Annotated in this window: 21 protein-coding genes; 13 read left to right on the top strand and 8 right to left on the bottom strand. The window is 66.6% G+C overall.

From position 1 onward, the window contains the following. Positions 1-179: 179 nt before the first annotated feature. The 3 genes from RVAN_RS18390 (at position 180) to RVAN_RS18380 (ending at position 3,353) form a co-directional block, all read left to right on the top strand. Positions 180-1,349 carry a glycosyltransferase family 4 protein gene (locus tag RVAN_RS18390; RefSeq protein WP_013421189.1) on the top strand — a complete coding sequence of 390 codons (1,170 nt, stop codon included), beginning with the start codon at positions 180-182 and terminating at the stop codon, positions 1,347-1,349. Further along, positions 1,333-2,289 carry a UDP-glucuronic acid decarboxylase family protein gene (locus RVAN_RS18385; RefSeq protein WP_013421188.1) on the top strand — a complete coding sequence of 319 codons (957 nt, stop codon included), beginning with the start codon at positions 1,333-1,335 and terminating at the stop codon, positions 2,287-2,289. Before RVAN_RS18390 ends, RVAN_RS18385 begins: the two co-directional genes overlap by 17 nt. Before the next feature lie 266 nt (positions 2,290-2,555). After that, on the top strand, positions 2,556-3,353 hold the full coding sequence (locus tag RVAN_RS18380; protein WP_013421187.1) for a (Fe-S)-binding protein: 798 nt from the start codon (positions 2,556-2,558) through the stop codon (positions 3,351-3,353). A gap of 18 nt (positions 3,354-3,371) precedes the next feature. On the opposite strand, the gene RVAN_RS18375 is transcribed toward RVAN_RS18380, so the two are convergent. After that, positions 3,372-3,932 (bottom strand): nitroreductase family protein, encoded by a 561-nt coding sequence (locus RVAN_RS18375; RefSeq protein WP_013421186.1) that lies wholly within the window; start codon positions 3,930-3,932, stop codon positions 3,372-3,374. A gap of 239 nt (positions 3,933-4,171) precedes the next feature. On the opposite strand from RVAN_RS18375, the gene moaA reads away from it, so the two are divergent. Together moaA and RVAN_RS18365 are read left to right on the top strand one after the other, a co-directional pair. Beyond that, entirely contained in the window at positions 4,172-5,209 is a 1,038-nt protein-coding gene (moaA, locus tag RVAN_RS18370) for a GTP 3',8-cyclase MoaA (RefSeq protein ID WP_013421185.1), read from the top strand. A 6-nt stretch (positions 5,210-5,215) separates the two neighbouring features. Then, positions 5,216-6,043, top strand: a complete 828-nt coding sequence (locus tag RVAN_RS18365; protein WP_013421184.1) for a hypothetical protein — start codon at positions 5,216-5,218, stop codon at positions 6,041-6,043. A gap of 27 nt (positions 6,044-6,070) precedes the next feature. On the opposite strand, the gene cobD is transcribed toward RVAN_RS18365, so the two are convergent. Then, positions 6,071-7,261 (bottom strand): threonine-phosphate decarboxylase CobD, encoded by a 1,191-nt coding sequence (gene cobD / locus RVAN_RS18360; protein ID WP_013421183.1) that lies wholly within the window; start codon positions 7,259-7,261, stop codon positions 6,071-6,073. A gap of 29 nt (positions 7,262-7,290) precedes the next feature. On the opposite strand from cobD, the gene cbiB reads away from it, so the two are divergent. The 4 genes from cbiB (at position 7,291) to cobJ (ending at position 10,571) form a co-directional block, all read left to right on the top strand. Next, positions 7,291-8,265: an adenosylcobinamide-phosphate synthase CbiB gene (cbiB, locus tag RVAN_RS18355; RefSeq protein WP_013421182.1), complete on the top strand. Its 975-nt coding sequence runs from the start codon at positions 7,291-7,293 to the stop codon at positions 8,263-8,265. 124 nt (positions 8,266-8,389) lie between these two features. After that, the gene (locus RVAN_RS18350; protein ID WP_013421181.1) at positions 8,390-9,055 is read left to right on the top strand and encodes a precorrin-8X methylmutase; all 666 of its coding nucleotides are present in this window, start codon (positions 8,390-8,392) and stop codon (positions 9,053-9,055) included. Then, entirely contained in the window at positions 9,052-9,810 is a 759-nt protein-coding gene (locus RVAN_RS18345; protein ID WP_013421180.1) for a precorrin-2 C(20)-methyltransferase, read from the top strand. The genes RVAN_RS18350 and RVAN_RS18345 overlap by 4 nt, the downstream gene beginning before the upstream one ends. Further along, a complete protein-coding gene (gene cobJ, locus RVAN_RS18340; protein WP_013421179.1) occupies positions 9,807-10,571 on the top strand; it encodes a precorrin-3B C(17)-methyltransferase in 765 nt (254 codons plus the stop codon). Before RVAN_RS18345 ends, cobJ begins: the two co-directional genes overlap by 4 nt. Here cobJ and RVAN_RS18335 read toward each other — a convergent pair. Then, positions 10,538-11,317: a cobalt-precorrin-6A reductase gene (locus tag RVAN_RS18335; protein WP_013421178.1), complete on the bottom strand. Its 780-nt coding sequence runs from the start codon at positions 11,315-11,317 to the stop codon at positions 10,538-10,540. The two genes, cobJ and RVAN_RS18335, sit on opposite strands and share 34 nt — an antisense overlap. Before the next feature lie 41 nt (positions 11,318-11,358). Between RVAN_RS18335 and RVAN_RS18330 the strand changes: the two genes are divergently transcribed. Genes RVAN_RS18330 through RVAN_RS18315 form a run of 4 tightly spaced genes read left to right on the top strand, consistent with a single transcriptional unit; the run spans position 11,359 to position 15,230 of the window. Further along, on the top strand, positions 11,359-12,594 hold the full coding sequence (locus RVAN_RS18330) for a bifunctional cobalt-precorrin-7 (C(5))-methyltransferase/cobalt-precorrin-6B (C(15))-methyltransferase (protein ID WP_013421177.1): 1,236 nt from the start codon (positions 11,359-11,361) through the stop codon (positions 12,592-12,594). After that, entirely contained in the window at positions 12,591-13,052 is a 462-nt protein-coding gene (locus tag RVAN_RS18325) for a cobalamin biosynthesis protein (RefSeq protein WP_013421176.1), read from the top strand. Before RVAN_RS18330 ends, RVAN_RS18325 begins: the two co-directional genes overlap by 4 nt. Before the next feature lie 55 nt (positions 13,053-13,107). After that, positions 13,108-13,872 (top strand): precorrin-4 C(11)-methyltransferase, encoded by a 765-nt coding sequence (gene cobM / locus RVAN_RS18320; RefSeq protein WP_013421175.1) that lies wholly within the window; start codon positions 13,108-13,110, stop codon positions 13,870-13,872. Next, the gene (locus RVAN_RS18315; protein WP_013421174.1) at positions 13,869-15,230 is read left to right on the top strand and encodes a cobyrinate a,c-diamide synthase; all 1,362 of its coding nucleotides are present in this window, start codon (positions 13,869-13,871) and stop codon (positions 15,228-15,230) included. Before cobM ends, RVAN_RS18315 begins: the two co-directional genes overlap by 4 nt. Positions 15,231-15,242: 12 nt before the next feature. On the opposite strand, the gene tcuB is transcribed toward RVAN_RS18315, so the two are convergent. The 5 genes from tcuB to RVAN_RS18290 form a co-directional block, all read right to left on the bottom strand. Next, a complete protein-coding gene (gene tcuB, locus RVAN_RS18310; RefSeq protein WP_013421173.1) occupies positions 15,243-16,343 on the bottom strand; it encodes a tricarballylate utilization 4Fe-4S protein TcuB in 1,101 nt (366 codons plus the stop codon). Next, positions 16,330-17,571, bottom strand: a complete 1,242-nt coding sequence (tcuA, locus tag RVAN_RS18305; protein ID WP_013421172.1) for an FAD-dependent tricarballylate dehydrogenase TcuA — start codon at positions 17,569-17,571, stop codon at positions 16,330-16,332. Before tcuA ends, tcuB begins: the two co-directional genes overlap by 14 nt. A 568-nt stretch (positions 17,572-18,139) precedes the next feature. Beyond that, positions 18,140-18,367, bottom strand: coding sequence for a hypothetical protein (locus RVAN_RS18300; protein WP_013421171.1), 228 nt, complete (start codon positions 18,365-18,367; stop codon positions 18,140-18,142). Positions 18,368-18,372: 5 nt separating this feature from the next. Next, complete coding sequence (mce, locus tag RVAN_RS18295) at positions 18,373-18,777, bottom strand: methylmalonyl-CoA epimerase (RefSeq protein WP_013421170.1); 405 nt, start codon at positions 18,775-18,777, stop codon at positions 18,373-18,375. Positions 18,778-18,803: 26 nt separating this feature from the next. Next, positions 18,804-20,492, bottom strand: a complete 1,689-nt coding sequence (locus RVAN_RS18290) for a ribonuclease J (protein ID WP_013421169.1) — start codon at positions 20,490-20,492, stop codon at positions 18,804-18,806. Between the last annotated feature and the right edge of the window lie 29 nt (positions 20,493-20,521).

The raw sequence follows: 20,521 nt of genomic DNA, 5'->3' as shown, positions 1-20,521 counted from the left end.
AGCCCTCGTGGCGCGGCTGTCAGCGCAGCCTCGCATGAACGCACATCTTTATCGGCATCTCAAATGCGATGCAATTGGGGAGCGCCCGCTGCTGTGGCGATCGATGCGCTCGCGGTCCCCAGATAGCGGTGCGCGAGCGGTGGAAAACACGCGCAAAGGTTGGCGATGGAACCAATTATATGCTTTCCCATCTTTGGTGGGAGGATCGCTTGGCACATCGCGGTTCGAAGGTTCTTCTGGGAGCGACGCTTTTGAGGCCTGGCGCTGGCGGTATCTCCGCCGTCGCTCGCATGTCCGCGCGCGCCCTGATCGGCTCGGGCGTCCGCGTCGATCTCCTGAGCTTCCTCGATACGGAACCCGTTGAGGTCGATGGCGTCGCCGCCCGCTTGGCACGCGGCAGCAAATTCAAGTTCCTCCTCGCAGCGAACCGGCTCGCCCTTCGCAATCCATTCGCTCTTTACGACTCGGTCGGGACAGCCCGCGCTCATCCTCGTGCGCTCCGAAGGCTGAGGCCCTACGCGACTTGGATTCACGGCATCGAAGTCTGGTACGACGACTCACCGGCGCGAGCGCGCGCGCTTGCCGGGGCCGACATCGTGCTGGTGAACTCCGCCTTCACCCTCGAAAAATTCGAGACGCTGCGCGGTCCGCTGCCTCGGGCGCAAGTTTGCGGGCTCTCGACGGAAAGCGATGACGCGCCGGATGCGCTCGCTTCCTTTCAGGGGCCGCCATCGGTGCTCATTCTCGGCCGGATCGACGCGGCGGAGGATTACAAAGGCCATCGTGAGTTGATCGCGGCATGGCCGCAGGTCACGGCGGCGGTCCCGCAAGCCCGCCTCGTCATCGCGGGCGGCGGCAGCGGCCTCGACGCGATTCAGGCGGTAGCCGCAGCGTCGCCCGCCCGCGAGAATATCGACGTGCTCGGCTTCGTGCCGGAAGAGGCGCTCCCCGCCCTATGGGACGCCGCGCACGTCTTCGCCATGCCGAGCCGAAACGAGGGCTTCGGCATCGTCTATGCGGAGGCGATGCGGCGCGGCCTGCCGGTTGTCGCATCGATCCATGATGCCGGGCGCGAGGTGAACGTCGATGGCGTGACCGGTTTCAACGCCGATCTCGACCGCAAGGACGATCTCGCGGATCGGCTGATCTTTCTGCTGCGGAACACGGACAAGGCCGCCGCCATGGGCTTGGCCGGGCATTCTCGCTGGCAGCGCAATTTCCGCTTCAGCGATTTCGCGACGCGCCTTAACAGCCGTCTGGACAACTACCTTTCCATCTCCGCCGGTGGTCCGGCGGGAAAGTATTCAGCGCATTTGAGCGAGGCCATTGATCATGCCAAGACTTTATGAAAGCCGGAAACGCGTTCTGGTTACCGGAGGCGCCGGTTTCCTCGGGTCGCATCTGATCGACCGTCTTCTTGCCGATGGTCACGAAGTACTCTGCGTGGACAATCTTTTCACCGGGACGAAGCGCAACATCGATCATTTGCACGGGCAGCCGCGCTTCGAGTTCATGCGCCATGACGTGACGCTGCCTCTCTATGTCGAGGTGGACGAAATCTACAATCTCGCCTGCCCGGCTTCGCCCGTGCACTATCAGCACGACCCGGTGCAGACGACGAAAACCAGCGTTCATGGCGCCATCAACATGCTGGGGCTCGCCAAGCGCCTGAAGTGCCGCATCCTTCAGGCCTCCACGAGCGAGGTCTACGGCGATCCCGCCGTCCACCCGCAGCGCGAGGATTACTGGGGCAACGTGAACCCTATCGGCCCCCGCTCCTGCTACGACGAAGGCAAGCGCTGCGCGGAAACGCTGTTCTTCGACTATAACCGCCAGCACCAACTCGACATCAAGGTCGCGCGGATCTTCAACACGTACGGCCCGCGCATGCATCGCGCCGATGGCCGCGTCGTGTCGAATTTCATCGTCCAGGCGCTGACGAACGAGCCCATAACGCTGTACGGCGACGGGCGGCAAACGCGCTCCTTTTGCTATGTCGACGATCTGATCGACGGCCTCGTTCGGCTGATGAACAGCCCCGCCGGCTTCATCGGCCCCGTCAATCTGGGTAATCCGGGCGAATTCTCGATGCTCGAACTGGCGCGTGAGGTCGTCCGGCAGACCGATTCCGCCAGCGAAATCGTTTATCGCCCGCTGCCCGCCGACGATCCGAAGCAGCGGCAACCTGATATCGCGCTCGCGCAGGCGAAGCTTGGCTGGCAACCTGAAGTGCCGCTTTCGGAGGGGCTGAAACCGACAATCGCCTATTTTCGGGCGCTGATCGATTAACTGAAGGAGCGGCACGCTCGCGGTACGCGATGGCTTTCGGCGCGCGGCTTCGTAACCTCCCACGCGCCGAGGTTCCAGCGTGTCAACCTCGCGGCTGACGGCGACGAAAGCCGAGGCCTCATTGATCGGGCGAGATAATTGGAGCCTGCGCTGCAATTATCTGTCGCTTCGCGTATGCAAAAGCCGCATACACTTTTCGGCGTAGTGCTCTGGCGCGATGCACACGCTCTGACGTGTTGCGCTGGCGATTGATGGGGGAATCCGGGATGGAGCCAAGTGGGCCGAATGCTGCTCGAAGCCACCAGACGGTTCGCGTGGCGCTTTTCGTCACCTGCCTTGTAGATATATTCCGGCCATCCGCCGCTTTCGCTGCGGTGAAGCTCCTCGAAGAGGCGGGATGCGAGGTCATCGTTCCCCCAAGCCAGACCTGCTGCGGCCAGCCCGCCTATAATTCGGGCGATCGCGAGGCGGCGAGAGAGATTGCGAAACAGGTCATCGCTGCCTTCGAGACCTTCCCTTACGTCGTGGTGCCGTCAGGCTCGTGCGCGGCCATGATCGCGAAGCATTATCCCGGCCTGTTCGACGCGGAAACGGAGCCTTCGTGGCGCGCCCGCGCGGAGGGCCTTGCAAGCCGCACCAGCGAACTCACCGCATTTCTCGCTGACATTCTCGGCGTGGATTTTTCCGGCCGAGCCTATCCGCGCCGCGTGACCTATCACGACTCCTGCTCGTCGGTGCGGGAACTCGGCGTCGCCTCGCAGCCGCGCGCGCTTCTAAAGAGCCTCGACGGCCTCACGCTCGCGGAAATGAGCGACCGCGACGTGTGCTGCGGGTTCGGCGGAGCGTTCGCACTCAAATACCCCGAAATTTCCAACGCCATCGTCACGCAAAAGGCCGAGCGCGTGGTCGATACCAACGCCGAAGTGCTCACGGGCGCCGACCTCGGCTGCCTCATGAACATCGCGGGCAAACTCGCACGCGAAGGGCGAGTGGTCGAGGTGCGCCACATCGCCGAAGTGCTGGCGGGCGATGAGTCCGAGCCGGGCATCTGCGCCGAAGGCTAGCGCGGGCGGCGAGACTGCTCAGGCGGGCCAGCTTGTGAGAAATGCCGATACTTCGAGCGGCGCGGGCGGGTTCGGGCGCGCTTTCACCGTACCGATATAGATGTATGCAACGATCTCTTCGTTCGTCTTCACGCCGAGCGCTTCCCTGATGAGCGGATCGGTGGCGGCGTCACCCGTCTTCCATACCGCACCGAAGCCGAGCGCCTCGCTCGCGAGGATGATGTTCTGTGCCGCCGCCGCCGCCGAAAACTTCTGATCGATGGCGGGCACATTCGCGTCTTCGACGATCTTTGCCAGCACAACGAGGATCAGCGGCGCGCGCAGCGGCTTCTTGTTCTCGCGGGCGATCACCTCCGGCGAGGCGTTTGGCGCTTTGTTCTTATACGCCGCCGCGAAAATCTCGCCGAGCTTCGCCCGTGCGTCGCCGCGAATGGAGATGAACCGCCACGGCTTCAGCCGCTTGTGATCGGGAGCGCGAAGCGCCGCCGCGACGATCTTGCGTTCGATTTCATGGTCGGGAGCCGGTTCTTCGAGAATGGACGGGGTCACCCGCGTTACCAGCGTTTCATAAGCTTCCATGGGGAGTAACTCCAGATCGTCCATTTCAGGTTTCTGCGCATGCTCAAAGCAAACTCAGGCGCCTGAGGAGCAGCATTATCATCCGAGACGTATGCAAAAAAGACGCTAGGCGCCCGGCGGCTCGGCGGCGTCTCATCATCATTTCGTGAGCGCGTGGGCGCTGACAACCACCGCCGCATTCACATATCAGCATTTCGCCGTCGATGTCCCCCGGCTCCACCCGCGAAACCCGGATAAGAATGACGCTGCACCTGACAGAAGCCGCCGCACCCGCCGCCGCCGCGCCCGCCATGGTCGATCCCTTCGGGCGTCACATCACCTACCTGCGCGTGTCGGTCACCGACCGCTGCGATTTCCGCTGCGTCTACTGCATGCCGGATCGCATGCAATTTTTGCCGAAAGCCGAACTGCTCACGCTGGAAGAGCTGGACCGCCTCTGCGCTGGCTTCATCGCGAAGGGCGTGCGGAAAATCCGGCTCACCGGCGGCGAGCCTCTGATGCGGCGCAACCTCCTCTTGCTCGTGCGCGCGCTCTCGCGCCATCTCGATGCGGGGACGCTCGACGAGGTGACGCTGACGAGCAACGGTAGCCGCATGGCCGAATTTGCCGCGTCGCTGAAGGATGCCGGCGTGCGCCGCGTCAACATCTCGCTCGACACGCGCGACGCGGACAAATTCCGGGCCGTGACGCGTCGGGGCGATCTCGCTGCGGTGCTCGCAGGCATCCGCGCTGCAAAGGCGGTCGGGCTGCACGTCAAGATCAACATGGTCGCGCTGAAGGCCATTAACGAGAGCGAAATCGAGGACATGCTACTCTGGTGTCATGCGGAAGGAATGGACCTGACCTTGATCGAGACCATGCCTCTCGGCGCCATCGAAGGCGGGCGGTACGAAAGTTACCTGCCGCTATCCGACGTGCGCGCTCGGCTTTCCGCGCGGTTCACCCTCGACGCCATTCCCGACAGCACCGGCGGTCCGGCGCGATATGTGCGCTTGCGCGAAACCGGCGGCAGGCTCGGCTTCATCACGCCGATGTCGCGATCCTTCTGCGAAGGCTGCAACCGCCTTCGCGTCACCGCCACCGGCAAGCTCTACCTATGCCTCGGGCAGGAAGACGCGGCCGACCTCCGAGCGCCCCTTCGCGCGGACGCCTCGAATGCTCGGCTATCGGAGGCCATCGACGCCGCTCTCGCACGCAAGCCGCGCGGCCACGACTTCGTCATCGACAAGGCCGACGAGACGCGGATCGTGCGGCCCATGAGCGTAACGGGCGGGTGACGCGCGATGCGGGTGTTCGTATGCGTTCTGTGTGTTGTGTGGAGTGCGACCGTTCTGGCGGCCGGGACGGAGCCCGACAGCGGCACGAAGAGCGTCGCAAGTCCCGCAACCGGCAAGACGAACGAAACCGCCGATAAGCCGCAGGCCGAAACACAGCAACCGAAAATTGCCCCCAACCCGGCGCCGACCGAAGCGGAAAACCTTTTCCTCGACCGGCTCATGCGCGCGGAATCGGGCGGGCGGCAATTCGCGAAAAACCCGCTTTCATCGGCGCTCGGCCCGTATCAATTCATCGAGTCCACGTTCCTCGACGTGGTGAAACGCAACCTGCCGGACCTCGCGGCGGGCAAGAACGATTTCGAAATCCTCGCGCTCCGCACCGATTACGCCGTTTCGCGGACGGTTGCGCTGCTGTTCACGCGCGAAAACGCCGCCGCCCTCGCCGAACAGAATCAGCCCGCGACCCCCGCCAATCTGCGGCTTGCCTTTTTCGCCGGAGCCGCCACCGCGCTCAAGGTTCTGGAAGCCGAACCGGAAGAACGCGTCACTGGCATTTTCAGCGATGCCGCCGTCCGCGCCAACCCGTTCCTCGCCGCCATGACCGCGCGGCAGCTTATCCAACGCTCGGCGCGTGAAGCGGAACGCGGCGGCACCGTGACCGTTGCGCTGTCCGGGAGGTCGCCCGTGTCCGCGCAGCAGAAGCCGCGCATCGCCGTGCGCTGCAATCTGCAACTCCCAAGTTGCCGCAAATGGCTTGCGCTGGCAGAGGCCCGGCTCAACGCCAGAACCGGGCCGCTGAAGACCGCCGCGAAGGCATCGCAGAGGCAGCCCTGATCTGCCGCATCGCGCCGGCGGTCCCCATCAGGCGTGAAGCGCCCGCTCAAGGCGCTGCCAGGCTTCCGCGCTGCCCGGAATGCCGAAGCGCAGCCAGGAGCGCTCATAGGTAAAGCGCCGGACGAGGATGCCGTGCTCGCCGAGACGATTCGCGAGCGTCAAAGCGGTGCGCGCGCCGGCGTGATCTGGCGTTTCCGGGCACGCGGCGAGGCGATAGAGGTTCGTACCGCCCACGATTTCGCATCCAGCACCCGCGATAAGGGCGTCGAGGCGCGCGGCATCGGCGGCAAGACGCGCGCGGGCCGCTTCGAGCCATGCGCGGTCGTTGAGAGCCGCCGTGCCGATGGCGAGCGCCGGGCCGGACACCGCCCACGGGCCGAGCATGCCGCGAAGCCGCGTTGCGAGCGCAGGTTCCGCGATCGCAAACCCAAGGCGCACGCCCGCCAGCCCGTACATCTTGCCGAAGGAGCGCAGCACGATTGTTGATGGCGGCAGCGAAGGGACGACGCTCGCGCCCTGCTCCGCGACATCCATGAAGGCTTCGTCGACCACGAGCAGCCCGCCACGCTGCGCAAGCGATACCGCCCATTCGGCCAGCGCCTCGGCGGCGATCAATCGGCCGGTCGGGTTGTTCGGGTTGACGACGACGACTGCGTCCGCTCCGCGCGTATCGGCGAGCGAAGCGACCTCGCGCAAATCGTGCCCCTCGCGCCGCCACGCCGCCGCATGCTCGGCGTAGGTTGGAGACAGCACCGCGACGTGTGGCCGTGCGCCCTCGTGCAACGGCTCTGTGGCGGGAGCAGCGCAACCTCGCCGGGAGCCGGGCGCGACGAGCCTCGGCAGGATCTGGATCAACGCCTGCGTGCCGGGCGCCGCGACGATGCAATCCGCGTTTTTCGCGCCGTAACGAGCCGCCGCCGCTACCCGTAGCGCGCATTCTTCGGACGCCAGAGGCAAACGCGTCCACGCCTCCGCGCCGATTTCCGGCACGGGATAGGCCACGGGGTTGATGCCGGTCGAAAGATCGATCCACGGCTCGGGCGCATTCGGCCAGCGCCGCCGCGCCTCGTCGAGCGCGCCGCCATGCGGGATCACATCATGCGCGATCACGTCATGCGTCGGGGCATCGTGCTCACGCTCAGACCGCTCGCCCGGATTTTTTTTGTCCCGGCGATTTCCCGCAGCCGCAGCTTCATCTATAGGAGCGTTACATTTCATCGCGCGTCCGCGCTTTCGCCTTTCGGGTCATGTTCACCACGCTCGCCCTCATCGCGCTTCTGGTTGAAGCCGCAGCAGGTTATCCGAACGCGCTGTTCCGCGCCGTGGGCCATCCGGTGACGTGGATCGGCGCACTCTTATCATGGTGCGACCGGAACTTGAACCGGCCCGCGTGGACGTTCGCGCAGCGGCGCGCGGGCGGCATCGTCACGCTCGCGCTGATGCTCGGGGCGACATTGGCGATCAGCGCCGGTTTATGGGCCGTGCTCGAAAGCGCCCTGCCGCCGCTTGCCGCCATCATTGTCGGCGGCATTCTCGCGAGTTCGCTCCTCGCGCAGCGGGCCCTCGCCGAGCACGCGGAGGCTGTCGCCGACCGTCTTGAAGCGGACGGTATCGACGGCGGACGCGAGGCGGTGACCTTTTTAGTCGGCCGCGACGTGTCCGCGCTCGACGAAGCGGGCGTCAGCCGCGCGGCAGTGGAAAGCCTCGCCGAGAATTTTTCCGATGGCGTCGTCGCGCCCCTGTTCTGGCTCGCGCTAGGCGGCATTCCGGCGGCGGCTGCCTATAAAGCCGTCAACACGGCCGACAGCATGATCGGCCACAAGTCCGAGCGCTATCACGCCTTCGGCTGGGCGTCGGCGCGGCTGGACGATCTCCTGAACCTGCCGGGCTCGCGCCTCGCCGCGCTGTGGCTCACGCTCGCCGCGCTGCTTCAGCCTTCCGCCTCCGCCGAGAATGCAGCCCGCGCCGTGTTCCGCGATGCGCGCCGCCATCGCTCGCCAAACGCGGGCTGGCCGGAAGCCGCGATGGCGGGCGCGCTCGGCTTCAAGCTCGGCGGCCCGCGCGTCTATGGCGGCACGCTGGTGGACGATTCGTGGATGGGCGACGGGCGAGCCGCGCTCACGGCCGATGACATCCGCGCGGCGCTGCGTCTCTATCGCACGGCCTGCCTCATTCAGGCGAATGCGCTCGCGGCGGCCGTCGTCGCCTTCACGGCGCTTTGACGCTGTGGCATTCCACGCGTCCCGATTGCGTTTGACAGCCCGCGCGCGCATTGGCTAACTGCATTTTTTGACGGAGCGCCAAGCTGATCCCATTGAGCCGATCCGACTGAGCCGAGCCACGTCCATGTCCGCCCCAAAATCGATGACCGAAGCCCAGAAGCCCGCCCCGCGGGACTATATCCGCGATGGAGCCGAAATCTATCGCCGCTCCTTCTCCATCATCCGCAGCGAGGCCGACCTCTCGCGCTTCGACGAGCTTGAGGCGAAGGTCGCGGTCCGCATCATCCACGCCTGCGGGATGGTCGATGTGGTGAACGACCTCGAAATGTCGCCGAGCTTCGCCGCCGCCGCGCGCGCGGCATTGCTCGCGGGTGCGCCGATCCTCTGCGACGCGAACATGGTGGCTTTCGGCGTCACACGCGCGCGTCTTCCAGCGAGCAACGCGGTGATCTGTACGCTTGCGGACGAAACCGTGCCCGACCTTGCGAAAGAAATCTGCAACACGCGCTCCGCCGCCGCGATGGAACTCTGGCGGCCGCACCTCGAAGGCGCGGTGGTCGCCATCGGCAACGCGCCGTCCGCACTGTTCCGCCTCCTCGAAATGCTGGACGAAGGCGCGCCCGCACCCGCAGCGATCATCGGCACGCCGGTCGGTTTCGTCGGCGCGGCTGAGTCGAAGGATGCGCTCGCCGCCGATGGCCGCGTGCCTTATCTCGTGGTGAGGGGCCGCCGGGGCGGAAGCGCCATGGCCGCCGCCGCCGTCAACGCGCTCGCGAGCGAGAAAGAATGAGCCCGCTCGAACTTATCGCGGGCGGCGCGGAAGCGGGCACGCTTTACGGCATCGGCGTCGGACCGGGCGACGTGCGCTATCTCACGCTGCGCGCGGCGGGGCTGATCCGTTCGGTGGATGTGCTCGCATGCTTTGCGAAGGAGGGCCGCGAAAGCTGCGCCCGCTCCGTGGCCGCACCGCTGATCGAGCCGGGCCGCGAGGAACTGACGCTGTATTATCCCGTCACGACCGAAGCGCCGGTCGAGGATGCCGCCTATACCAGCCCGATGCGCAATTTCTACGAGGCGTCGGCGGAACGGCTCGCCGCGCTGCTGCGCGCGGGCAGGTCTGTCGGGCTGATGGGCGAGGGCGACCCGTTCTTCTACGGCTCGTTCATGCATATGTGGCGGCGTCTGGAGCGCGATTACCCGGTCGAGATCGTGCCCGGCGTCATCGGCATTTCGGGCTGCGCGGCCAAGGCGAATGCGCCGCTCACCTGGGGCGACGACGTGCTTACGGTGCTGCCCGGCACGCTCGACGAGGCGACGCTCGCCCGCCGTCTCGCCGACACGGATGCCGCCGCCATAATGAAAGTTGGCCGCAATCTCGCGAAGGTGCGCCGCGCGGTGGCGCAGGCGGGGCTGCTCGACCGCGCGATCTATGTGGAGCGCGGCACCATGCCGGGCGAGCGCGTCGTCCCGCTGGCAGACGTGGATGCAGCGAAGGCACCCTATTTCTCCATGATCCTCATCCCCGGCAACGGGAGGCGCATATGACGGGGTCGCTCGTCATCGTCGGCGTCGGGCCGGGCGACGCGGCCTACACCACGCCCGCCGCGAGCCTCGCGCTGGCCGAAGCGACCGACCTCATCGGCTACGGCCTCTATCTCGACCGGGTGCCGCAGCGCGAGGGGCAAACGCGCCATGCGTCCGGCAACCGCGTGGAGATCGACCGCGCGCGCCATGCGCTGGAGCTTGCGGCGCAGGGGCGTCGCGTGGCTGTGGTCTCCGGTGGCGATGCGGGCGTTTTCGCCATGGCGGCGGCGATTTTCGAGGCAGTGGACGCGGGCGATCCAGCCTGGCGCGCGCTCGACATTCGCGTCGAACCGGGCGTGACCGCGATGCTGGCCGTGGCGGCAGAGGTCGGAGCGCCTCTCGGCGGCGACTTTTGCGCCATCTCGCTTTCCGATAATCTCAAAAGCTGGGCTACGGTCGAGCGCCGTCTTCGCGCGGCGGCCGAAGCGGATTTCGTGATCTCCCTCTACAATGCGAAGTCGCTCGCGCGCCCGCATCAATTGGGCGCGGCGCTCGACATTCTGCGCGAGGTGAAGGCGGGCGATACGGTCGTGCTGTTCGTCCGCGCGGCGGGAACGGCGGAGGCGCGCGTCACAGTGACGACGCTGGCCGAAGCGGACCCGTCCATCGTGGACATGCGCACGCTCGTCATGATCGGCGCGAGCACCACGCGGCTCATCGAGCGCGACGGCGCTGCGCTGCCGTGGGTCTATACGCCGCGTTCGGAGCGCGCCCCGGAATGATCGCACGCGGCGAGCAGCGTTTCGAGCCACGCCACCGCTTCTGCGGGCGAGCTGAGCGCGTGACCCGCAGGCTTCTCCGGCCGCTCGATCATCACCACGGGCAGGCCGAGCGCGCGCGCCGCCTCGATCTTGCCGTAGGTTGCCGCGCCACCCGAATTCTTGGAAACGACCACATCAAACCCGCCGTCGCGCATCAGCTTCAACTCGGCTTCGGCGTCGTAAGGCCCACGCGCCTCGATGAAGGCGAGGTCGGGCGGCAGCGTCACGCCTTCGGGCCGGTCGATCACGCGCGCCACATAACGATGGTGCGGCGCGGCGGCGAAGGCGGGCAGTTCGAGCCGCCCCACGGTCAGGAACACGTTACGCCGCTCGTCGCCGAGAGCTGCGGCGGCGGCTTCGGGCGAAGGAACGGAAATCCAGCAATCGCCCTCCTGCCGCGCCCATGCTGGACGCATGAGGCTCGCGAGCGGAACACTTGCCGCTTCCGCCGCCTTGACGGCATTGGCGGAGATGCGCGCGGCGAAAGGATGCGTGGCGTCGATCATCGCGTCGATACGCTCGTCGCGGAGGTATGCCGCGAGGCCCTCCGCTCCACCGAAGCCGCCGATGCGGAACGGAATGGCTGGCGTTGCGGGCGAAACGGTGCGGCCCGCGAGGGACAGCGTGGGCTCGAACCGCGCGTCGCCCACCAGCCGCTTCGCGAGCGCGGAGGCGTCGGCTGTGCCGCCAAGGATCAGAAGTCGCATCGTGAACTCTCACGGAATGTCGCGAAGGCGCGACGGGCCTCATGATGGAACCGCGGGAAACAAACACGCTTCGGCGCTGGCTGTCTATCGTCGGCATCGGCGAAGACGGTGTCGAGGGGCTGACGGCGCATGCGCGCGCGCTCGTTTCAAGCGCTGAGTTGGTGGTCGGCGGCGCGCGGCATCTCGCGCTCGCTGCGCCTCTGATCCGGGGTGAGACGCTCCCATGGCCGAGCCCGCTGCACGACGCCTTCCCGCAGATCGCCGCGCGGCGCGGGCGGCCTGTATGCGTGCTCGCGAGCGGCGACCCGTTTCATTATGGCGTCGGCAAGCAGATCGCCACCTTTGCCGGCGCGGACGAAATTCTCTGCGTGCCGCAACCGTCATCCTTCAGCCTCGCCGCGTCGCGCATGGCTTGGGCGTTGCAGGACGTTGCCGCGATCACGCTGCACGGCCGCGCACTGGAAGGGGTGACGCGGCATCTGTTTCCCGGCGCGCGCATCCTCGCGCTGTCATGGGATGGAACGACGCCCGCAAAAGCCGCGCGGCTGCTGACCGATCTCGGCTTCGGCGCATCCACGCTCACGGTGCTTGAAGAGATGGGCGGCATGGGTGAGCGCGTCAGTAGCGCTCGCGCCGACGCGTTCACGCTTGATGGCATCGCCGCGCTGAACGTGCTCGCCATCGAAGTCGCGGGCGGCGCGGATGCGCGCATCGTGCCGCTGACGCCGGGCCTCGACGACGCGCTATTCGAAAGCGACGGCCAGTTGACGAAGCGCGAGGTCCGCGCGGTGACGCTTGCGGCGCTCGCCCCCCGGCCCGGCGAACTCCTGTGGGACATCGGCCTCGGCTCCGGCTCAATCGCCATCGAGTGGCTGCTCCGGCATCCAGCAATGCGCGCTATCGGCGTCGAGGAGAATGCAGAGCGGGCCGCGCGCGCAATGCGCAATGCGCTCTCGCTCGGGGCGCCGGATCTTCGCGTGGTCGAGGGATGCGCGCCGGATGCGCTGGCGGATCTGCCTTCGCCGGACGCCGTGTTCATCGGCGGCGGGCTGACGGACGCGGGCGTGTTCGACGCTGCATGGAACGCGCTGAAGCCCGGCGGCCGCATCGTCGCCAACGCCGTGACGCTCGAAAGCGAGGCGCTTCTGGTGGACGCGTTCAAGCGGCGCGGCGGTGAACTCACCCGCATTGAGATTTCGCGCGCGTCGGCGCTGGGCAGCTTCACCGGATGGCGCGCCGCGATGCCCGTCACGCAGTGGCGCGCGGTGAAATCATGACGGGCAAGACGACCATCATTGCGGGGCTCGGCTTCCGCAAGAACGCGGGCGCGGATGCCATCAGCGGCGCTGTCGTGGCGGCGCTCGAAGCGGCGGGCGTCGAGGCGGCCTCGCTCACCGCGTTGGCCACGCTCGCGGATAAGGCCGTCGAGCCGGGGTTTCTGGAAGCGGCGCAGCGTCTTCGCATGCGCGTCGCGTTGTTGAGCGAGGCGGATCTGGCAGAGGCTGCGCCGGGCGGGTTGACCCTGTCGGCGCGCGTGCTGGCGGAAAAGGGCGTGCCCTCGGTCGCCGAAGCGGCGGCGCTCGCCGCAGCCGGACCCGGCGCGCGGCTTCTCTGCGCGCGCGTCACCAACCGCGAAGCTGCTTGCGCCATCGCCATCGGTAAAGACGCCGCCGCGAAAGCAATTCCAGGAAAAGTGGGAACCGGTTTTCCGTCCGGAATTGCGTCAGAACAATGAGATAGAGCATTTCCACGATCCCGTTTTAAGCGGAAATACTCTAAGGAGAGACCGAATGACCGTTCATTTCATCGGTGCGGGGCCGGGCGCGCCCGACCTCCTGACGCTTCGCGGCCGCGACATCATAGCGCGCTGCCCCGTGTGCCTCTATGCGGGCTCGCTCGTGCCGGAGGCAATCCTCGGCCACTGCCCGCCGGGCGCGCGCATCGTGAACACCGCGCCGATGTCGCTCGACGAAATCGTCGCCGATATCGTGGACGCGACGGCGGCAGGCCATGACGTGGCGCGTCTGCATTCGGGCGACCTGTCAGTGTGGAGCGCGCTTGGCGAGCAGACGCGCCGCCTTGATGCGCTCGACATTCCGTACACCGTAACACCCGGCGTGCCATCGTTCGCGGCGGCGGCGGCGGCGCTCGGGCGCGAACTCACGCTACCCGAAGTGGCGCAATCGGTCGTGCTGACGCGGACATCGGGCCGCGCATCAGCCATGCCGGACACGGAGACGCTCGCCGCCTTCGCCGCCACGCGCGCCACGCTCGCGGTGCATCTGTCGATCCACGCGCTCGACAAGGTTGTGGCGGAGCTTCTCCCGTTTTACGGCGCGGATTGCCCGGCGGCGGTCGTCTACCGCGCGAGTTGGCCGGAGGAAACGATCATCCGCGCAGCCCTCGGCGAACTTGCCGCGAAGGTGGCGGAGGCGGCCCATATCGACCGAACCGCGCTGATCCTCGTGGGCCACTCTCTCGGCTCAGCGGATTTCCGCGAAAGCTCGCTCTACGATCCCGGCTATCAGCGCCGCTATCGAGGCCGCGGCGAATGACGGGCGGCGGCAAATCCGGGCCGCGCGGCGTCATAATTTCCGCCGTGCGATCCGGCGCGGGCAAGACCACGCTTTCGCTGGGCCTGATGCGCGCGTTGACGCGGCGCGGCGTGGCGGTGCAGCCGTTCAAATCCGGGCCGGACTATATCGACCCCGCCTTTCACGAAGCAGCGTGTGGGCGACCAAGCTTCAACCTCGATACGTGGGCGATGCCGCGCGAGCTGATCGGTAGCCTCATCGGGCGGGCTGGCGCGTCGGCGGCATCTGAGATGCCGTTAGACCGAACTCTGTGCATCGCGGAAGGCGTGATGGGCCTGTTCGACGGCGTGGCGGCGGAAGGACGAACGGCGCGGGGCGCGACCGCCGACCTCGCCGCATTGACGGGCTGGCCTGTTGTGCTCGTGCTGGACGTGTCCGCGCAGTCAGAGACTGCGGCGGCGGTGGCGCTCGGCTGCAAGCTCTATCGCGACGATGTGCACCTCGCAGGCGTTATCCTGAACCGCGTGGCGAGCGAGGGGCATGAGCGGCCTATCCGCGCGGCGCTGGAGCGGATCGGCGTACCGGTGCTCGGCGCGTTGCGTCGGCGTGCCTCCATCGCGCTGCCCGACCGTCATCTTGGGCTCGTGCAGGCGGGCGAGCATGCGGATCTCGACGGTTGGCTCGATAAGCTGGCGGAGGAAGTCGCCGCGCAGGTTTCGCTTGATGCAATCGTCGCGAGCGCCGCGCCGTGCGTGCTCGAAGCCGCCCCATCCGCGCCGCCGCTGCCGCCACCCGGCCAACGCATTGCGCTTGCGAAGGACCGCGCGTTCTCCTTTCTCTATCCGCATATGCTGCAAGGCTGGCGCGACGCGGGCGCGGAAATCCTGTGTTTCTCGCCGCTGGCTGACGACGCGCCGGACGCTTCAGCGGATGCGGTGTGGCTGCCCGGCGGCTACCCCGAGCTTCACGCCGGGACGCTCGCCGCCGCCTCGCACTTCCTCGGCGGCCTTCGCGATGCGGCCGCGCGCGGCACCAACATTCACGGCGAGTGCGGCGGCTATATGGTGCTAGGCTCCGGGCTCGAAGACGCGGACGGCGTGCGGCACGCGATGGCGGGGCTGCTCGGCCTTGAGACGAGTTTCGCCAAGCGCAAGCTGCATCTTGGCTATCGGCGCGCGCAGCTTCTGGCGGACGGCGCGCTGGGGCGGGCTGGCGGCACGCTCTGGGGCCACGAGTTTCATTACGCGAGCGTGCTCGCGGTCAACGACGCGCCGCTGCTCGATGCCGTGGATGCGCGCGGCGAGCCTTGCGCCGAAACGGGTTCGCGGCGCGGGCTCGTCAGCGGCTCGTTCTTTCACGCCATCGCCGTCGAGGGCTGAGCCGCAGCGAAGCTACCGGCCCCGCTCAATCGCAGCCCTGAGAAGCGCCGCCGCGCGGTATGGCGCATGTGCAAACCTGCCGAAGGGCAGCGTCGCGAAGAAGCCCAGCACTGTGCCCAGATGCACCGCGAGGAGCAGCCCCATCGCGCTCGTGTCGCGCAACGCCAGCAGCGCGAGGCCGGAGGCGGCGACGGCGAAAAGCTGGGCCAGCAGGACGAAATCGCCCGTCGTGTCGAAGGCCGTGCCGCCACGGGTGCGCACGCCTGCAAGCCCCGCCGCGCCGATCACCATGCCGATGCCGCCGACCGTGCCGAGGATCACCGGCATGCTCAACAGCGGATAAGGCGCGAGCCAGCCGAAGCCGTGATGATAGAAGGTCGCAGTGCAGGTCGCCGCGAAGCAGAGCAGGAAACCGTAGGCGAGCGCGTGATGGAGGAAGCGGCGGGAGGTGCTTCGCTCGCACGCGATGCCGCCGCCTTCGAGATTGCGCAGTGTCGCCGCATCGCGGATCGCAAGCGGGATCGCGCGCCACAGGGAGCCGCCGCCGCGCGAGTAGCCGCCCGAAATCGCGCGCCAGAACCGCGCCACGCGGATGCCCACGAGCGCCATCCCGAACAGGAACGGTGCCAGCGTCGCCGCCGTCATCGTCGCCCACGGGATCACGGCATAGAATGCCCCCTCGCCCGCATGTCGCGCGGTGAGCGTACCCCATGGCACGATCGCGACGGTCAGCGCGACGACCGCGACGAAGATCGCGAGCGCGAGCCATGGACGCTCCCGCCATGAGAGGGCGCGCACCTCGGCCAGTGCTTTCGGCGCATCCACGGCGAAGACATGCGGCGGCTCATATTGGCAGGACGTGAGGCAATTTCCGCAGTTGTGGCAGAGATGCGCGATATAGGCGAGGTCGCCGTCGCTGAAGGCTGGCGCTGCGGCGGCTTTCGGCTCAACGGAAGCGCGCTCTCCACGCCGCTCGATGGCGCGCATCGCCTCGCAGAAGCCGTTGCAGTAGTTGCAGACCGCGCAGATCGTGGCAATGCGGCGGGCTTCGGCCAGCGGCGCAAGTTTCCCGGGCGATGGCGTTTCAGGCGACTGCGTTTCAGGAAAGCGCATGGCGGGCGGCCTCCTCTCCCGCGATGCGGCCGAAGACCGCGCCGACGGTCATGCCACCGCCCGCGACGTAGCCCGTGCCGAGGACGTTCGGGGCCATAATCATGCCCGCCGCGAAGACATTCGCGCACGCCGAGCCGTCGCGCAGCACAACGCGCGCGGTTTCGTCGACTCGGAGCCCAAGGCAGGTGAAGGTGATGCCCGGCCGGATCGGGAAGGCGTAGAACGGCGGGCGCGCGACGCGGCTCGACTCGCGTGCCGAAGCTTCCAGCGTGGCGGCGTCCGCGCCGATGCGGGCCGCGAGTTCCGCCAGCGTCGGCGCTTCGAGCGGCGGGAAGATTGAAAGCGGCGCGCGTTCGATGCCGTCGGCGTCGAGCACGAGGGCGGCGCGGCGCTCCGGCAGATCGGCGACGAGGCGGCCCCAGGTGGCGTAGCGCGTCGGCCCGGTGACGGCGGTTTCGTCCGCGAAGCGCGCGCCCCGCGCATCGACTGCCATGCCGTGTTCCATGCCGTCCACGCGGGTGACGATGCCGCCATCGGCTTCCGGCGAGCGCGCGTCGACCGCCACGAGATGCGCCGCACCCGCGTCGCCCACGGCCGCGGCCCCTTGCGCGAGCGCCGCGCGCAGGATCTCGCCCTGCGCGTAAGGCGTGCCGCGATTGATGAAGCCCGGCATCGTGGTTGGCATGGCGGCTTGCGCGCCGCCGCAGGCGAGCACCGTCGCGCGGGGATGAAATGGCCCCGCCGCTCCGCTCTCAAGGTCGACGCTGTCCACTTGCGCGCCGTAGTGGATGCGCACGCCGAGCCGTTCGGCTGTCGCGTAAAGCGCATTCACCGCCGCCTTGCCGCCGCCGAGGAAGAACGCGGTCTTGCGCGAATAGGGGATGTCCTGCGTCTGAAACATGGCTCCTTGCGCGGCGAGCCAGTCCGGCAGATCGGTCGAAGCGTGCACAAGCAGCCGCGACACGCCCGCGTCGTTGCGGCCATCGCTCGCCTTGGCGAGGTCGGCGAGAAACTCGTCTTCGCAATAGGAGCCCGGAATCTGCGCGGTCGGCTTGTCGTGTGCGATCCGCAAGTTGCGCGAATGCCGGGTGTTACCGCCGCGAAGCTCGTGCGGGGCGGCTTCGAGCATCGTCACGCGAGCGCCCGCGCGACGCGCCGAGATCGCAGCCGCCAGCGCGGCCAATCCGCCGCCGATCACCAGAACCTGTTCGGAAAGTGCGCCTGTCATGCCGCGCGAGGGTGTTGAGGTTGCGCCTCACATATAGGAAATTTCCTCGTGCGGCCAGCGCCTTGCACTCGCATCGCGATGGCCTGCCCGCTTGGAGGCGAGCTACCGATCGACCGGCTTATTATGTGGAGCCGCCATGACCGGCGCACGCTCTGCCATCGAATGTTTCGAAATGCTTTCGATGAGGCCGACTAACAGAAGCGCGCCACGTGGCGGCGGCTTATCTGAACAGGCAGTCTATTCCGCCACTTCGCGCAAAATCATTCCAAAACATGCTTTAAAGCCCGCCAATCGCACTCTGAAGGGAATGGCTTGACGTGGGCTTAGGCAATACGCGTATTTTTTTTGCCTTATTGCCCATAAGTTGAAGTGACAACCTCTGCGTTTTTCGCTAGTCTGCCATAACAATTTGACATGGGTAACGGATGGCTGAGCACAGAACGAGGCACGGCGCCCAAGTCTAGGGAGGAAAAGCGCTTGCGCCGTCCCCAAGGGCGCGGGTGCTTCAAAAATATAAAAGCCAGCAGCAGAAACTTAAAACAGCAAGGTTCGCCTTGCTGTTTTCTTTTTATTCTGCGGGGAGGAAGGCGGCGGTGTCGATGATGCCGAGCGAGATCGCCTCATGCAACGCCAGCACAATCACCGTCGCCACGACCGTCGCCAGCACCACATTAGCGAACAGGCCCGTACGAGGGGCTGCAATTTCGCCATCGGCGCCGACCTTTCGGGGGATGCTGAAAAGAAACACGATCCACCAGCAAGTCACAAACAGCGCAATCGCCAGCAAGATATTCATGGCGCTTACCTTTGTTCCAGTTCCACCAGAGTGCCGCAGAAATCCTTCGGGTGAAGGAAAAGCACGGGCTTGCCATGCGCGCCAATCTTGGGATCGCCATTGCCCAGCACGCGCGCGCCTTTCGCCACGAGCCTGTCGCGCGCGGCGAGGATGTCGTCCACCTCGTAGCAGATATGGTGGATGCCGCCATCCGGGTTCTTTTCGAGGAACTTCGCGAGCGGCGAACTCTCGCCCAGCGGCTCCAACAGCTCGATCTTCGTGTTGGGCAGCGTGATGAAGATCGTGGAAACGCCGTGGTCCGGCTGCGGCACGGTTTCAGACACTTCCGCGCCGAGCGTCTCACGATAGACGGCGGCGGCCGTTTCCAGATTTTTTACGGCAATCGCCACGTGGTTCAGGCGTCCGATCATGCGACGGTCCTCTCGTTTAGCGGCGGTTAAAGCACGGAAACAAGCACGGAGCAAAGCGGCTTCTTGCCCCAAACGAGGCGCATTTCGGCGCGCACGGAGCGCGTGACCGCATCGCGGATCAACGCGGGGTCCTTGCGTCTCGGGCGCGGGATGCTCTCCACCGCGTTGTAAACGGCGGATAGCGCGCGCTCACTCATCGGCAGGCCCTTGGCGTCGCGCGCGGGCAGGCCCGCCATGCTGACGACGGGATCGGCCGCGAAATCGCCGCTGCGCGAAATCACCACCGACACGGCGATATAGCCGTTCCACGAAAGCCGCCTGCGTTCAGTCACGCAAGGGTCACCCGCGTCGAGCACGAGATTGCCGTCGCGGTAAAGGCGCCCGATCGGTATGCCGCTGTCCGCTATGTGCGGAGAGTTCGGCCCCAAATGCACAAGCTTGCCGTCGCGCACGCCGCGCAGGGTCATGATGCCGTGGCCTTCGGCGAAGGTGGCGTGCGCTTCGAGATGGCGCGGCTCGCCGTGCATTGGGATGACGTATTGCGGGCGCGTGAGCCGGTACATGCGCGTGAGTTCGCCTCGGCGCGGGTGGCCGGACGCATGGATCGGCCCTTCGTGCGCCTCGGTGATGATCGAGATCCCACGATCCGCGAGCTGGTTCTGGATACGGATCACGGAGTCTTCGTTGCCGGGGATCGTGCGCGAGGAGAATATCACGCTGTCGCCCTGGTCGAACTTGACGAACGGGTGCTCGCCCTTGGCGATCCTGGCCAGCGCGGCCTGCGCCTCACCCTGGCTGCCAGTCACCAGCGCGAGAACCTTGTCGCGCGGAATGGACGGGAACGCGTCCTGATCCGAATAGGTGAGGTGCTCCGGCCAGAGCCCCGAGTCGCGCGCGGCCTCGACGATGCGGTGCATCGCGCGGCCGACCAGCACCACTTCGCGGCCCGCAGCGCGAGCGGCTTCCGAGATGGAAATCAACCGGTTGACGTTCGACGCGAAGGTGGTGAGCGCGACGCGGCCCTTCTGGCGGCCGATGACGAGCTTCAGATTTGTCGCGACCACTTCTTCCGTGACGCTGATGCCTTCAACGAGCGCGTTGGTGCTGTCGCAGATCAGCGCACGCACGCCCTCGTCGCCGAGCCGCGCGAATTTCGCTTCGTCGCTCGGATCGCCGTAGGCTGGGGTATCGTCGAATTTCCAGTCGCCCGTGTGGAGCACATTGCCGGCGGGCGTGCGAATGAACACGGAATTGCACTCGGGGATAGAGTGCGCCACCGTGACGAGATCGACATCGAACCGCCCGATATTGAACCGCGCGCCCTGCGCCATCTCGACGATGGGCACTTCGGAGCCGTGGCTATGTTCCTGAAGCTTCGAGCGCAGGAGATGCGCAGCAAACTTGGTCACATAGACGGGCACGCGCAGCTTCGGCCACATCTCGGCCACCGCGCCGATATGATCTTCATGCGCGTGGGTGATGAGGATGCCCGCGAGGTTCTGTCGATCGTTTTCGATGAACCGGAGGTCGGGCAGAACCACGTCCACCCCGGGCTCGGAATCGTCGGGGAAGGTGATGCCGCAATCGATCATCAGCCATTGGCGGTCGTCCTCGGGGCCGATGCCGTAAAGGTAGACGTTGAGGCCGATTTCACCGATGCCGCCGAGGGGCAAAAACACGAGTTCGGGATTGGCAGGCGTTCCTGTCACAGTCATTCTTTTTATGGTTTCCAACAAAGGGAGTT

This window comes from Rhodomicrobium vannielii ATCC 17100 (assembly GCF_000166055.1).
GTDB classification, from domain to species: Bacteria; Pseudomonadota; Alphaproteobacteria; order Rhizobiales; family Rhodomicrobiaceae; genus Rhodomicrobium; species Rhodomicrobium vannielii.
This window is presented reverse-complemented; position numbering and strand designations above follow the sequence as displayed.

Excerpts from the sequence above, each read along its gene's own strand:
- RVAN_RS18380 (WP_013421187.1), top strand. The coding sequence starts at position 2,556 with ATGGAGCCAAGTGGGCCGAATGCTGCTCGAAGCCACCAGACGGTTCGC.
- cbiB (WP_013421182.1), top strand. The coding sequence starts at position 7,291 with ATGTTCACCACGCTCGCCCTCATCGCGCTTCTGGTTGAAGCCGCAGCA.
- RVAN_RS18350 (WP_013421181.1), top strand. The coding sequence starts at position 8,390 with ATGTCCGCCCCAAAATCGATGACCGAAGCCCAGAAGCCCGCCCCGCGG.
- mce (WP_013421170.1), bottom strand. The coding sequence starts at position 18,777 with ATGATCGGACGCCTGAACCACGTGGCGATTGCCGTAAAAAATCTGGAA.
- cobJ (WP_013421179.1), top strand. The coding sequence starts at position 9,807 with ATGACGGGGTCGCTCGTCATCGTCGGCGTCGGGCCGGGCGACGCGGCC.
- cobD (WP_013421183.1), bottom strand. The coding sequence starts at position 7,261 with ATGAAATGTAACGCTCCTATAGATGAAGCTGCGGCTGCGGGAAATCGC.
- tcuA (WP_013421172.1), bottom strand. The coding sequence starts at position 17,571 with ATGACAGGCGCACTTTCCGAACAGGTTCTGGTGATCGGCGGCGGATTG.
- RVAN_RS18345 (WP_013421180.1), top strand. The coding sequence starts at position 9,052 with ATGAGCCCGCTCGAACTTATCGCGGGCGGCGCGGAAGCGGGCACGCTT.
- RVAN_RS18325 (WP_013421176.1), top strand. The coding sequence starts at position 12,591 with ATGACGGGCAAGACGACCATCATTGCGGGGCTCGGCTTCCGCAAGAAC.
- RVAN_RS18385 (WP_013421188.1), top strand. The coding sequence starts at position 1,333 with ATGCCAAGACTTTATGAAAGCCGGAAACGCGTTCTGGTTACCGGAGGC.
- RVAN_RS18390 (WP_013421189.1), top strand. The coding sequence starts at position 180 with ATGCTTTCCCATCTTTGGTGGGAGGATCGCTTGGCACATCGCGGTTCG.
- moaA (WP_013421185.1), top strand. The coding sequence starts at position 4,172 with ATGACGCTGCACCTGACAGAAGCCGCCGCACCCGCCGCCGCCGCGCCC.
- RVAN_RS18335 (WP_013421178.1), bottom strand. The coding sequence starts at position 11,317 with ATGCGACTTCTGATCCTTGGCGGCACAGCCGACGCCTCCGCGCTCGCG.
- cobM (WP_013421175.1), top strand. The coding sequence starts at position 13,108 with ATGACCGTTCATTTCATCGGTGCGGGGCCGGGCGCGCCCGACCTCCTG.
- RVAN_RS18300 (WP_013421171.1), bottom strand. The coding sequence starts at position 18,367 with ATGAATATCTTGCTGGCGATTGCGCTGTTTGTGACTTGCTGGTGGATC.
- RVAN_RS18330 (WP_013421177.1), top strand. The coding sequence starts at position 11,359 with ATGATGGAACCGCGGGAAACAAACACGCTTCGGCGCTGGCTGTCTATC.
- RVAN_RS18290 (WP_013421169.1), bottom strand. The coding sequence starts at position 20,492 with ATGACTGTGACAGGAACGCCTGCCAATCCCGAACTCGTGTTTTTGCCC.
- RVAN_RS18365 (WP_013421184.1), top strand. The coding sequence starts at position 5,216 with ATGCGGGTGTTCGTATGCGTTCTGTGTGTTGTGTGGAGTGCGACCGTT.
- RVAN_RS18375 (WP_013421186.1), bottom strand. The coding sequence starts at position 3,932 with ATGGAAGCTTATGAAACGCTGGTAACGCGGGTGACCCCGTCCATTCTC.
- tcuB (WP_013421173.1), bottom strand. The coding sequence starts at position 16,343 with ATGCGCTTTCCTGAAACGCAGTCGCCTGAAACGCCATCGCCCGGGAAA.
- RVAN_RS18315 (WP_013421174.1), top strand. The coding sequence starts at position 13,869 with ATGACGGGCGGCGGCAAATCCGGGCCGCGCGGCGTCATAATTTCCGCC.